Genomic DNA, 13,209 nt, shown 5'->3' with positions numbered 1-13,209 from the left:
CAGGGCCATCAGGCCGGGCATCTCGTGCTCGGCGAGCCGGATCTCCCGGCGGCCGAAGTCGGCCTCGGCCAGGTCGGCGACGGCGAAGTCGATGCCGTTCTTCTCGGCGAACTTCTCGTTGACGGTGGTCGTCGTCATGCGCGCGCTCCTCGGTGTCCGACGTGGAGGGTCACAGGCCGGCGGCGGTGCGCAGCGCCTCGGCGCGGTCGGTGCGCTCCCACGGGAAGTCGCCGTCGGTCCGGCCGAAGTGGCCGTAGGCCGAGGTCGCCGAGTAGATCGGGCGGTGGAGGTCGAGATAGCGGCGGAAGGCGGCTGGGCGCAGGTCGAAGTGCTCGGCGACGAGCTTCTCGATGACGGGGCGGTCGATGCGCTCGGTGCCGAAGGTGTCGACGAGGACCGAGACCGGGCGAGCCACACCGATCGCGTAGGCCACCTGGACCTCGGCCCGGGCGGCGAGGCCGGCCGCGACGACGTTCTTCGCGACGTACCGGGCGGCGTAGGCGGCCGACCGGTCGACCTTCGACGGGTCCTTGCCGGAGAAGGCGCCGCCGCCGTGGCGCGCGAAGCCGCCGTAGGTGTCCACGATGATCTTGCGTCCGGTGAGGCCCGCGTCGCCCACCGGGCCGCCGATGACGAAACGACCGGTCGGGTTGATCAGCAGATCGCGCCGGAGGGCGTCGGCGTCGTAGAAGTCGCCGGGCAGCTCGTGGGTGATGACGTGGTGCCAGAGGTCCTCCCGAATCTGCTCGGTCGTGACCTCCTCCGCGTGCTGGGTGGACACCAGCACGCGCTCCACGCTGACCGGCACGTTGTCGCGGTACTGCACCGAGACCTGGGTCTTGCCGTCCGGACGAAGGTAGTCCAGCGTGCCGTCCTTGCGGACCGTGGCGAGCCGGCGGGACAGGCGGTGGGCGAGCGCGATCGGCATGGGCATCAGCTCGGGCGTCTCGTCGGTCGCGTAGCCGAACATCATGCCTTGGTCGCCCGCGCCCGCGGAGTCCAGCTCGTCCTCGGACAGGGCGCGCGCCTCGGCCGCCTTGTCCACGCCCTGAGCGATGTCGGGGGACTGCTTGTCCAGCGCGGTGAGCACGGCGCAGTTGTGGCCGTCGAAGCCGTAGCGCGCGTCGTCGTATCCGATGGCGTTGACGGTGTCGCGGACGACCTGGGTGTAGTCGACGTGACTGGACGTGGTGATCTCACCGGCGAGGACGACCATGCCGGTCGTGATCAGTGTCTCGCAGGCGACCCGGGAGGAGGCGTCGTCGGTCAGGGCCGCGTCCAGGACGGCGTCGGAGATCGCATCAGCGATCTTGTCCGGGTGTCCCTCGGTCACCGACTCGGAGGTGAACAGGTACTCGGTGGAGGCGGTCTGTGTCATAGGGATGCTCCTGGTGCCGGGGCGAGGGACGCGGTGGTCCGATCGTCGGTCGACGTCTCGGCCGACGTCTCGGTCGTCGGTGCGTCGGGAAGCGTGTCGAGAGGGGTGTCGGTGGTCGCGGGGCCCGATCGCCCGTTGCGACGGCGCCTGGTCCGGGTCGGAGGCGACTCCGAGCTCGCGAGCTTCTCGCGGACCCGCGCGGTGCCCTCGACCATCGCCCGCAGCTTGGCCGTCGCCACCGCCGTCGGCAGGTGTCGCAGGCCGCAGTCGGGGTTGATGACCAGACGCTCGGCGGGCACCAGGTCGAGCGCCCGGTGGATGCGCGCCGCGACGAGCTCGGGCGTCTCGACGGTGTGCGACTTGACGTCGATGACCCCCAGCCCGAGCGCGCGGTCCCACCCGGAGCGGGCGATCACCGGCAGGTCCTCGTCGCCCTTGCGCGCGAACTCCAGCACCAGCTGGTCGACGTGCGCGTCGAGCACGGCGGGGAACAGGAAGTCGTAGTGCCCTTCCCACAGGGGGCGGGCGTAGCGGTTGCCGTAGCAGACGTGCAGCGCCCAGGTGACGTCCCTGCCGGTCGTGCCGACGTCGCGCGTGACGATGTTGATCGCCTCGACGGCGAGGCCGACCTGCTCGGGGTAGCCGGCGAGGAACGGCTCGTCGATCTGCAGCACGTCGGCGCCCGCGTCCCGGAGCGCCCCGGCCACCCCGCCGAGCACGCGGGCGATCGCGCGCACCAGCTCCGCCGGGTCGTCGTGGACGGTGTCGCTGACGCGGTGGGCGAGCGAGAACGGGCCGGTCAGCGAGAACTTCACCGGCCGGTCGGTGCGCGCGCGGGTGAAGGCGAGGTCCGCGTCCAGGCCCAGCCCGGCGTCGTCGGGCGGGACCGGCGCGACCGGCGAGGTGCGGACCCGCGCGTCGTAGTAGTCGTAGTAGAAGTCCTTCGCGGGCTGCGGGATCGCGATGCCCGGGATGCGCGCGAGCAGGTAGTCGACGTCGTTGTCGCGACGCAGCTCGCCGTCGGTGACGATGTCGAGCCCGGTCAGCTCCTGGTCCTTGATCGCGGCGGTGACCGCGCAGTCGTGGACCCCGTCGAGCTGGGTGCGGCTCATGCGGCTGCGGAACCAGTCGGTCTTGAGGCGCTCGAGCCACTCCGGCACGGGCCAGGAGCCGACAACGGTGGTCGGGAGGAGCGAGGTCGGCATCATCAGTCCCTCACCTGCGCGGTCATCGTGACGATGTTGGTGCCGGTGCGGTGGGCGAACGGCGCGTAGCTGACGTCGAACCCGCGCCGCCGGCCGATATGGGCGAGCAGCGGACCGTTCACCCAGTTCACGACCGAGCCGTCGTACTTGCCCGGGCCGCGGAACCCGGTGCGGTAGGCGCCCACGTCCCGCGCGAAGAGGTCGTGGCACACGAGCTTGCCGAAGGGGTGGAGCAGCCCGATCGTCTCGGTGAAGCTCGCCACCGCCCCGTTGCTGACGTGCATGCGGACGTCCGCGCCGGACTCCAGCAGCGGGCGCAGCGCCTCGCCGTTGACGGTGGGCGAGAGCTCGTAGGTGTCGAGCCCGGCGAGCCCGGCGTAGCGCTCGGCGAGGCGGACCGCCGACCACGTCCGGCGCCAGAACTCGACCGCGTCCTCCGGGCTGGAGACGTGGTCCGGCCGCGCCTCGGCGAGCAGGGTCGGGCCGAGGCGCAGCAGCGCGTGGACGAGCCCGCCGAGCTGGTCGGGCCGCGCGTTCACCGACGCGGCGATCTCGGCGGCGTCCGCGGCGGGCAGGAACGCCCGCGACTCGACGAGGTAGGTGCGCCCGCCGAGCTGGGCGACCTCGTCGGTCGGCAGGTTGTCGTAGACGTTCGAGATGTAGATCAGGAAGACCCGGAACTGCAGGAACGCCAGCACCGACCGCGGCTTGCAGGCGTCCATGACGAACGAGCTGACGTGCTCGGCGTGCTCGGCGTGCTCGGCGACGGTCTCGCGGGCGAGGTCGAGGACGTGCGGCGAGTAGTCGCACATGAGGTAGTGCAGGCGCCGGTAGTACCCGCGGCCGTGCTCGACGTCGAGCTCGCGGAGCTCGTCGAGGAACACCCGGGCCTGCGCGCCGTTGCCGACGCCGATCTCGACGACGTAGAGCTCGGGCGGCAGCGCGCCGCGGTCGGCCAGGCCGTCCCAGACCGTGAAGAGCTCGCGGATGACGCCGCGGGCGGCGTCGTGGTTGCGCGCGTCGCTCTCCCCGCCCGGCAGCGCCTGCTCGTAGGCCTGGCCCGTCGCCTTCTCCCACTGCTCGAGCGCGGTCCAGTACAGGGCGTTGAAGCCCCAGATGCAGCTCTCGCGGGTCGGGCCCCAGTCCTCGAGGACGACGTCCGGCGTCTCGCGGGTCTCCAGCGCAGCGCGCGTGGTCGCCCGGAGGTCGACGCCGGCAGCGCGGCGCACGTCGACCGCGACCTCGAGGTCGTCGTCGCGCACGCCCTCGGGGAGCGGTGCGTCCGGCGTCGAGGACAGGATCGGCCGCACCTCCACGACGTCGCGGAAGTTCTGCTTGTACTGCACCCAGTCGCAGACCACGCGGACCCGCGACAGATCGGTCGCGCTCTCGCTGAGCGCATCCATCACGGGTCCCAACGAGTCGGTGACCGTCACCGGGGTCTTCCGATTGCGCAGCCGGGCGTGCGGACGGAAATCCACGAGCATGCGTGCCTCCTCGACAGCGAGCCGGCGGTGGGACTCCGATGTGGTGTTCGAGCATCCGGCGTGCCGTCGACCACCGTCATCGTCGGCGACGCCAAGAAACGGGGCCCGGAGCTTGTGTCGCGATCACAAGCACACTGCGGTCGCCGTGCCGGAGAGCCCACGCGTACGGGGCTCGCGCCAGTGGGGATGAACTGGCAATACTGTGCTGTGAATCGGGGCGACCGGTCCTGTCGGGACGTCAGGACGACGCAGGTCACAACGGTGAGGCGACCCGATTGTGGCCGGAACACAAAGGTTTGGTGCGGTGAACGTCGAGGATGCACCGGGTCGTGCTGCCGCGGCGGCGCCCGCCGAGTCCGGCGAGACGGCCGCCCTCCGGAAGATCGTGACGGTCTACGGACGGCTGTCCGCGCTCGCCACCGAACGCACCGACCTCTGCGCCGTCACCCGCCTTCTCGCCCGGACCGTCGGGTCCCGGGTGGCTGTCCTCAGCCCCACTCTGGAGGTGCTGGCCGAGGCCGGCGGGCAGGAGGGTGACGGGTCTGTGATCGAGCTGATCGGCTCGCACGCGGGCGCGCGTGGTCCGGGACCGGTGCTCGCCGCGGTGGCGCGTGCCGGCCGGGCGGTCACGCTGCCGGGTTCCTCCGACCCCGGGTCCGCGGTCATGGTGGCACCGATCACCTCCGGCGAGGACCTCACCGCCTACCTGGTCACCCTCGACCTCGGTGGTGAGGGGTTCAGCGACGACGTGCGGCTGTTGCTCACCGAGCACGCGGCGATGATCTGCGGCGTCGTCCTCGGGCGCGAGCGCGTCGTGGCGGCCGCGGCCGGGCGCGCGCGCCGGGACCTGGTGGAAGGGGTACTGCACGGCCGGGCCCGCGAGGACGGCGAGCTGCACCGGTGGGCGGGACACCTCGGGTTCACCGAGGGTCGCGTCTACCACGTTCTCGCCGCCCGGGCCCGACCGCGTTCACCGGCGACGGCGGGCCCCGGCGCGATCGCCGGGCCGGTGCTCGCGGCCCAGGCCACCATCGAGTCGTTCCTGGTCCACCACGCCCCGGACGCGATCGTCGCCGCCCGCGAGGACGAGGTCGTGGGCATCGTTCCCGGCCCGGACGCGGCCGGGGCGCTCGGCCACGTCAAGGCCCTGGCGACCCGCTGCCGGACCGCCACCGAGAGCCGCCACGCCGGGGCGCTCGCCGCGTTCGGCGTGGGTGGCCCGTGCGATCGGGCGCCGCAGATCGCCGGCTCGTACAGCCAGGCGCGGCGCGCCCTGGAGACCACGCAACGGATGACCCAGGGCGTCGGGGTGGTGGCCTTCGCGGAGCTCGGGGTCCAGCGCCTCCTGCTCAAGGTGCCCGACGTCGCCGAACTGCGGGAGTTCGCCTGCGAGGTGCTCGACGGGGTGATCGAGCACGACGCCGGCAGCGGCGAGCACCTGCGCACGCTGTCGGCCTACTTCCGGGAGAACTGCAGCCCCCGCCGGGCCGCCGCGGGTCTGCACATCCACCCCAACACCGTCAGCTACCGCATCCGGCGGATCGAGGAACTCACCGGCCTCGCGCTGGAGAACTACCACGACCGTCTGCTGGCCCAGGTCGCCGTCGAGATCCTCCTGCCTTCGAGGGAACGATGAACGCATCACTGCCCGGCGCACCGGCCGGCGTCCTGGTCTGTGACGGCGCGATGGGCACGATGCTGCACGCCGCTGGGTATCCGCTCGACCAGTCGCTGCCCCATCTCAACCTGTCCGACCCCCGGGTGGTCAGAGCGGTGCACGACAGCTACCTGCAGTCCGGGGTCGACATCGTCCAGACCAACACCTTCGGCGCGAGCCGGTTGCGCCTCGCGGAGGCAGGCCTCGCCGACGCGACCGAGCAGATCAACCGGGCGGGTGCGCAGATCGCGCGGCAGGCGGCCGTCGCGACCGGACGCACGGTCCTGGTGGCGGGGTCGGTCTCCCCGGCCGTGACGGTCCACCAGCGAGGCTCGGTCCCCGGTGGCGACCGCGTCGACGCGCTGCGCGAACAGGTCGAGGTGCTGGTCAGCGCCGACGTCGACGTGCTGATCGTGGAGACCTTCGGCTACCTCGAGGAACTCGTCGAGGCCGTGGAGGTCGCCTCCGGGTACGGCGTGCCCGTGATCGCCGAGGCGACCTTCGCCGAGGACGGCCGGACGCTCAGCGGGCACACGGTCGCCGAGGTGGCCCGGGCGATCCCGCCGCATCTCGTGGCGGCGCTCGGAGCGAACTGCACGCTCGGTCCGCAGGGCTGCCTGTCGGTGGTGCGGGAGCTGAGCCGGCACACCGAGATCCCGCTGGTCGCCCAGCCGAACGCCGGGCTGCCGCGCCGCGTCGGCCCCTCGCGGTTCGAGTACGCGATCGACTCCGAGTACCTGGTGCGCTACGTCCGCCAGCTGATCGACGCCGGTGTCGCGGTGGTCGGCGGCTGTTGCGGGACGACGCCGGCCCAGATCGGCGCGGTCGTCGAGATCGTCGGGGAGCACCGCGGGAACCGGGAGCGCCTGCTCGCGCCGTCCGGTCCTCCTCCCGGGGACCAGCCGTCGGTCCCCGGCGAGCCTGCCTTTCCGGTCGCCGCCGAGCTCGTCCCCCCGGCGCCGGGGGAGACCGCGGCCCTCGTGGACACGGCGCGGCGGCTGCGCACCGCCGGGGTCGAGACGATCGTGGTCTCGGCGTCCCGCGCGACACGGGCTCGCGGCAGCACGATCAACCTCGCGGTCCACCTCGGCGACCAGGTGGGCATCGACCCCATCGTTGCGGTCCCGACGTGGGACCGGACGATCATGGCCCTGCAGGCGGACCTGCTCGGGGCCTCCGTCCTCGGGGTGCGTCGCATCGTGTGCGAGACGGGATCGCCGCCTCCTCTCGGCGACTACCCGAGCGCGGACGGGGTCTGGGAGGTCGATGCGGTCGGGCTGATCGAGCTGCTGCGCGGGCTCAACGAGGGCCGGGACCACCACGGGGTCGGCCTCACCGCGCCGACGGCCTTCGAGATCGGGGCACGGATCAATCTCGGGCGCGACGACCTGGACGCGGCGATCGGACAGGCCGCCGCCGAGATCGCCGCCGGCGCAGGGTTCCTGCTCACCGAGCCGATCTACGAGCTCGAGGGCCTGGACCGGTTGGTGCGCGAGGTCGGCGGCGACGTGCCGGTGCTCGCGCGCCTGCGTCCGCTGACCTCCTTCGACGAGGCGGACTACCTCCGCCACGAGGTTCCCGACGTGCGGATGCCCTCGGCGACGGTGCGCGAGCTCGAGCGGGCCGGTGCCGACGGCCGGATGGTCGGGCACCGGATGGCGACCGAGCTCGCGACCGGCATCGCCGAGCACGCCCACGGTCTCGTCGTCTGCGGCACCGAGGCCTCCGACGTCGAGTTCGTCGAAGAGCTGATCGGGTTGTGCCGCCGAGTGGTCTCCTCCCGTCGGACATCCGGTCCTCCGCCCGCGGGCCGGTCGACACATGCGTGATGTTTGACGTGAACCACGTCACCCCCTACGGTCGGTCAGGCTGAGAGAGACCGGTCTGTCTCATACGGCGGTACGACGCCACGCCGACGGTCGGTCTCGGTGGCGCGCGCACCACGGGGCCAATGACGACACTGGGAGGTACGCACAGGTGACTGGATACGACCCGAAGCAGGCGACGGGCATCCCGACCGAACAGGTCGGCTCGCTGCCGCGGCCGCAGAAGCTGCAAGACGCGTTCGCTGCGTACGACCGCGGCGAGATCGGCAAGGAGCAGCTGGAGGCTGCGCAGGACGAGGCGGTCAAGAACTCCATCGCGGGGCAGGAGGCGGCGGGGTCGCCGATCGTCTCCGACGGGGAGCAGCGCTGGTCGAGCTTCGCGACCTACCCGATCACCGACACGCTGGCCGGCACCGGCCTGGCCGACAACCTCTCGGGTGAGGGCGGGCAGTTCTTCGCGATCTTCGCCGACGGCCACGGTCGGCAGCTGCCCCGGCTCACCGGCGGCCCGTTCCGCTACAAGACCTACGCGGCGGACACGCTGAAGAAGTCGGCCGGGTACACCGACAAGCCGATGAAGCAGGCGGTGATCGCGCCCTCGATGCTCTACCTGCTCTACCCCCTCGAGGGCGAGGTGCCGGGGTACCCGAAGGAGCAGTTCGAGCGCGACCTCGCCGACGAGTGCGAGCGGGACATCCGCAAGGCATTCGAGGCCGGCGCGTCACGTGTGTCGATCGACTTCACCGAGGGCCGCCTGGCGACCCGCAACGACCCCCGCAACCCCTGGACCGGGGCCGGGCTGCTCGACCGCTTCGTCGAGATCAACAACTGGGTCCTCGACCGGTTCACGCCCGAGGAGCGCGCCAACATCGGCGTCCACACCTGCCCTGGCGGGGACCGCGACTCGGTGCACTCCGCGGACGTGCCCTACAACAACCTGCTGCCCAAGATGTTCCAGATGAACGCGGGGTACTTCCTGATCCAGCTCGCCAGCGAGCGGGAGAAGGACCCCGTGTACCAGTCGATCGGGGAGAACATCCGCACCGACGCGAACGGGGTCGCCCAGACCGCTTTCGTCGGCGTCATCAATCCGCTCAATCCGCGGGTCGAGAGCCCCGAGGAAGTGCGCGATGCCCTCGTGCGGGCAGCGAACTTCATTCCGCGCGAGCAGCTCGGCGCCACCGACGACTGTGGCTTCTCGCCCTTCTCGATCGACGAGAAGCCCAGCCACGGTTCGCCGGACTTCGCCCGGGACATCGCCTTCCAGAAGATTCACAACCGCGTGGAGGGGGTGCGCGCCGCCGCCGAGAAACTCGGCGTCTGACCCACCGGCGGTCTTCTCGGGGCCCGGGCGAGGAACTCCTCGCCCGGGCAACGCGTCGTTGTCCTCCCGGTCGCTGTGGCTCGCGCACAGTCGAGTCGACGTGGCGTTGTCGCGACACACGAAGATGGTGCGCAGCGGTACACGGAAGAATCGTCATCACTCGCGTCGACGATTCAGGAGTTACCCGTGACGACAACGACGACGGCAATTTCGGGGTCCATCGCCACGGACCATCTCATGCGCTTTCCCGGGCTGTTCTCCGAGCAGCTCGTCGCCGAGCATCTCGACCGCGTCTCGCTGAGCTTCCTGGTCGACGACCTCGAGGTCCGGCGCGGCGGGGTGGGGGCCAACATCGCGTTCGGCATGGGGGTCCTCGGGCAGCGCCCGCTCCTGGTCGGGGCGGTCGGTGCCGATTTCGCCGACTACCGGCAGTGGCTCGAGGGCCACGGGGTCGACTGCCGCGGGGTCTCGGTCTCGGTGAACGCCCACACGGCCCGGTTCACCTGCACGACCGACGACGCGCAATGTCAGATCGCGTCCTTCTACCCGGGCGCGATGAGCGAGGCGCGCACGATCGCGTTGGAGCCGCTTGTGCGGACCCACGGCGTGGACCTCGTCCTGGTCGGCGCCGACGACCCGGACGCGATGGTCGCCCACACCGACGAGTGCCGCCGGCTCGGTGTGGCCTTCGCTGCCGACCCGTCCCAGCAGCTCCCGCGCCTGGATGCCGAGAAGTGTCGCGCGCTGGTCGACGGGGCGAGTTACCTGTTCACGAACGCCTACGAGTGGGAGCTGCTCGTCCGTCGCACGGGGTGGAGTCCCGAGGAGGTCCGCGACCGGGTCGGGTTGCGGATCACCACGCTCTCGGAGCAGGGCGTGGACGTCGTGGGCCGTGACGGGACGGACGTGCACGTCGACGTCGTGCCCGCGACCGTGGTCGCGGACCCCACGGGGGTGGGTGACGCGTTCCGGGCGGGTTTCCTCACCGGCATGCGCTCGCAGCTCTCGCTCGAGCGCTCGGCGCAGCTGGGCTGCCTGATCGCGACCCATGTGCTGGAGACCGTGGGGACCCAGGAATGGGCCCTCGACCCCGAGGCGGCTGCGGCGCGCGTGCGTGGTGTGTACGGCCTCGAGTCCGCGGCGGAGATCGCCCCGGTGCTGGCGTCGGGTCGGGAGACCGGGAGGGCGGAGGCGTTCCGCGGGCCGATCGGCCCGTCGCGGCAACCCACGCCCTCCTCGCTCTAGATATCGCACGTTTACGTAAGATACTGTCTCTGTCGCAGGGCTCGCCGGCTCTCGGTCATCGGAGTCTCAGTCGGCCACAGGAGGTCCCATGGGTCAGGTCGACGCCGCCGAGGTGCGGGCCACCGCCCGCCGCTTGATGGGCGGCTTCAGCGTGGAGGTGACCCCCCGCGAGACGGCGAAGCTCGCCGACGCGGTGCGGGTGCTGGCGCCGGGTGCGCCGGTGTACGTCACCTACCTGGGCAACGTCACGTTCGACCGGGTCCTCGCGGCCGCGCGGGAGGTGCGCGACGTGGGTCTGCGGCCGGTCGTGCACCTGGCCGTCCGGGCGTTCCCGGACATGGCGGCCATCGACCGCACGCTGGGCAGGCTGCTCGACGCCGGGGTGACCGACATCCTCCTGATCGCCGGGTCGATCCCCGTCCCCACGGGCCGGATCGAGAGCACGCTCCAGGTCCTGGAGTCCCCGTGCCTGCAGCGTCGCGAGTTCGCGAGCATCGGAGTGGCCGGCCATCCCGAGGGCAACCCCGGCGTGGACCAGGCGACCGTCGACCACGCGCTCGCCCGCAAGAACAAGGTCGCGGCCGAGTTCGGCCTGCCGCTGCACGTCGTGACCCAGTTCTGCTTCTCCGCCGAGCCCATCGTCGGGTGGGAGCGGCGCACGCGGGACGCCGGCAACAACCTTCCCGTGCACGTCGGTCTCCCCGGCCTGACCTCCCCGGCGAAGTTGCTCAAGTTCGGGTTGTCCTGCGGGATCGGCCCGTCCCTGGCGGTGCTGCGCAAGCAGAGCGGGAACGTGTTCAAGCTGGCCACCCAGGTCTACCGGCCCGCCGACACCGTCGCGGACCTCGCCCGGGCTGTCGCCGCGGATCCGGAGAGCCTGATCTCGGCCGTGCACTACTTCCCGTTCGGCGCCGTGGTCCCGACGGCGACCTGGGCCACCGCGATCAGCGACGGACGGTTCGAGATCGACGCCCGCGGCGCGCTGGTGACCGCGGAGGACTGAGCGTCCACGACCGGACACCGCCGGGACCGGCGACACACACGAGACAGGAGAGCCGATGGAACGGCACGAGATCACGCTCGGCGACGTGACGATCGGGGGACCGCTGGGGTCGCGCACCGGACTGCTGGTGGGCTCGATCTTCTACGACAACCACTCGATCGTCGCCGACGCGTTCTCGGGGGAGTTCGACCGCGACCGGGCCGGCGCGCTGATCCAGAGGGCGGACAAGGCGGCCGCGGCCCACGGCGTGCAGATGGCCTTCGACGTCATCGCCGCCTCGCCCGAGGCCGTCGCGGCCTTCCTGCCGTTCGTCGCCGAGCGGAGCAACGCGCCGATGATGATCAATGCTTCGGAGGCGGAGGTCCGGATCGCCGGGCTGGAGACCGCCGCGGAGCTCGGCGTGCTGGACCGGTGCATCTTCGCCTCGCTCAACATGGACACCGAGGACGACGAGCTCGACGCCCTGCGCAAGCACCGTCCGGGCGCGGTCATGATCATGGCCAACGACGGCGCGGACCCGAGCCCCGAGGGCTGCTGCACGTTCATCGAGGAGTTCTACCGCCCGATGCTCGACGACGTCGGTGTCACCGCGCCGATCGTCGACCTCGGCACGATGGACGCCCCGTCGGTCGGGGTCTGCATGCGGGGCATCGCCGCGGTGCGCGAACGCTTCGGGTACCCGGCGGGCTGCGCGTTCTCGAACTGCATCTCGCAGTGGACGGGGCTGCGCGAGCTCGGTCGGGAGTACGTCAACTACTCCCTGGGCGCCGCCCTGGTGGCGTGCCGTGCCGCGGGCGGGGACTTCCTGCACTACGGGCTCATCGAGAAGGCTCGCGCGATCGCCCACATCGGCGGCAGCGCGGAGGTCTTCTTCGGGTTCGCCGCCCAGGAGCTCGACGAGCACCGCCTGCCGAAAGACCACGCGCTGCTCAGGATGTTCAAGCTCGCCACCGAGTACCCCGCGAGCTGAGCGGCCATGGCGACCTTCACGTTGCGCGTCGACAAGCGCGTCCAGGAAACGGACGACACCGTGAGCCTGCTCTTCCGGGTACCGGGGGACCTGCGCACGACCTTCGGCTACCGGCCGGGGCAGTTCGTCGCCGTCGAGGACGACCCGGCCGGCGAGATGATCTCGCGCCAGTACTCGCTGAGCTCGGTGCCCGACGCCGACCCGTACCTGCGGATCACCGTCAAGCGTGTCCCGGACGGCGCGATGTCCACCTTCCTGGTGGACCGGGTCGACGAGGGGGACCTCCTCGAGGTGGCGCCCCCGCGCGGGCGGCTCTACGTGCCGACCGACGAGCCGCGGCACTACCTCATGCTGGCCGCCGGCAGCGGCGTCGCTCCGCTGGTCGCGATCGCTCGGCACGTGCTCGACCGCGACCTCGACGACCGGGTCAGCTTCGTCTACGGCAACCGCACCGAGGACAGCATCATCCTGCGGGAGGAGGTGGACGGGCTCGCCGCGGACCCGCGCGCCCACGTCGAGCACGTGCTCTCCCGCGCCGGGGAGGACTGGGCGGGCCGGCACGGACGCGTCGACGCGGACCTGCTCGCCGCGCTCTGGGACTCCCTGGCCGGTCCCCGGCCGATGTCGGTGTTCCTCTGCGGCCCGGAGGAGTTCATGTCCGCGGCGGAGGAGTTCCTCGTCGCGCGCGGAGTCGACCTCAACGATATCCGCAAGGAGAGCTTCGACCTCGTCCTGAACGACGACGCGGACGCCGACGGGTCGGACGATCTCGTGGTCCCCGGGACGGGCGGGGACGGCGCGGACCCCGGGTCCGCCCGCATCGTCGCCGTCGTGGGCGGCGAGGAGTACGAGGCCGACACCGAGCCGGACGAGCCCCTGCTCTCGGCGCTGCTCCGGCACGACGCCGATGTCCCGTTCTCGTGCCAGGAGGGCACCTGCGCCTCCTGCATCGTCAAGCTCGCCGACGGACGGGTCCGGGTCCGGCCCGGGGTGCTCGAGACGCTGCGGCCCGACGACCTGGAGGAGGGCCTCGTGCTCGCCTGCCTGTCGCGTCCGATGAGCGAGCACGTCCGGATCGACTTCGACGACATCTAGGACCCGCCCCACCTCACCT

Annotated in this window: 11 protein-coding genes; 7 read left to right on the top strand and 4 right to left on the bottom strand. The window is 71.7% G+C overall.

The features are described 5' to 3' along the window. The 4 genes from QSK03_RS31645 to QSK03_RS31630 form a co-directional block, all read right to left on the bottom strand. Nucleotides 1–138: adenosylhomocysteinase (locus QSK03_RS31645; RefSeq protein WP_285659663.1), on the bottom strand; the 138-nt coding region annotated here is incomplete at its 3' end. Between the two features lie 31 nt (nucleotides 139–169). Continuing rightward, nucleotides 170–1,378, bottom strand: a complete 1,209-nt coding sequence (gene metK, locus QSK03_RS31640) for a methionine adenosyltransferase (RefSeq protein WP_285659661.1) — start codon at nucleotides 1,376–1,378, stop codon at nucleotides 170–172. Then, a complete protein-coding gene (locus QSK03_RS31635) occupies nucleotides 1,375–2,583 on the bottom strand; it encodes a uroporphyrinogen decarboxylase/cobalamine-independent methonine synthase family protein (RefSeq protein ID WP_285659659.1) in 1,209 nt (402 codons plus the stop codon). Before QSK03_RS31635 ends, metK begins: the two co-directional genes overlap by 4 nt. Nucleotides 2,584–2,585: 2 nt before the next feature. Beyond that, entirely contained in the window at nucleotides 2,586–4,070 is a 1,485-nt protein-coding gene (locus tag QSK03_RS31630; RefSeq protein ID WP_285659658.1) for an SAM-dependent methyltransferase, read from the bottom strand. Nucleotides 4,071–4,374: 304 nt separating this feature from the next. Here QSK03_RS31630 and QSK03_RS31625 point away from each other — a divergent pair, with 304 nt between their 5' ends. The 7 genes from QSK03_RS31625 (at nucleotide 4,375) to QSK03_RS31595 (ending at nucleotide 13,190) form a co-directional block, all read left to right on the top strand. Continuing rightward, nucleotides 4,375–5,706 carry a PucR family transcriptional regulator gene (locus tag QSK03_RS31625; protein ID WP_285659656.1) on the top strand — a complete coding sequence of 444 codons (1,332 nt, stop codon included), beginning with the start codon at nucleotides 4,375–4,377 and terminating at the stop codon, nucleotides 5,704–5,706. Further along, nucleotides 5,703–7,556, top strand: a complete 1,854-nt coding sequence (locus tag QSK03_RS31620) for a bifunctional homocysteine S-methyltransferase/methylenetetrahydrofolate reductase (RefSeq protein ID WP_285659654.1) — start codon at nucleotides 5,703–5,705, stop codon at nucleotides 7,554–7,556. The genes QSK03_RS31625 and QSK03_RS31620 overlap by 4 nt, the downstream gene beginning before the upstream one ends. Nucleotides 7,557–7,704: 148 nt before the next feature. Continuing rightward, nucleotides 7,705–8,877 (top strand): cobalamin-independent methionine synthase II family protein, encoded by a 1,173-nt coding sequence (locus QSK03_RS31615; protein ID WP_285659653.1) that lies wholly within the window; start codon nucleotides 7,705–7,707, stop codon nucleotides 8,875–8,877. A 237-nt stretch (nucleotides 8,878–9,114) separates the two neighbouring features. Further along, entirely contained in the window at nucleotides 9,115–10,122 is a 1,008-nt protein-coding gene (locus QSK03_RS31610; RefSeq protein ID WP_285659652.1) for a carbohydrate kinase family protein, read from the top strand. A gap of 88 nt (nucleotides 10,123–10,210) precedes the next feature. Beyond that, nucleotides 10,211–11,125: a methylenetetrahydrofolate reductase gene (locus QSK03_RS31605; RefSeq protein ID WP_285659651.1), complete on the top strand. Its 915-nt coding sequence runs from the start codon at nucleotides 10,211–10,213 to the stop codon at nucleotides 11,123–11,125. Between the two features lie 55 nt (nucleotides 11,126–11,180). Next, nucleotides 11,181–12,095: a tetrahydromethanopterin S-methyltransferase subunit H family protein gene (locus tag QSK03_RS31600; protein WP_285659650.1), complete on the top strand. Its 915-nt coding sequence runs from the start codon at nucleotides 11,181–11,183 to the stop codon at nucleotides 12,093–12,095. A 6-nt stretch (nucleotides 12,096–12,101) separates the two neighbouring features. After that, on the top strand, nucleotides 12,102–13,190 hold the full coding sequence (locus tag QSK03_RS31595) for a ferredoxin--NADP reductase (RefSeq protein WP_285659648.1): 1,089 nt from the start codon (nucleotides 12,102–12,104) through the stop codon (nucleotides 13,188–13,190). Nucleotides 13,191–13,209: the final 19 nt, after the last annotated feature.

This window comes from Actinomycetospora sp. NBRC 106375 (assembly GCF_030269665.1).
Lineage (GTDB): Bacteria > Actinomycetota > Actinomycetes > Mycobacteriales > Pseudonocardiaceae > Actinomycetospora.
The sequence above is the reverse complement of the archived record's forward strand: the minus strand, read 5'-3'. Positions and strand labels throughout refer to the sequence as shown.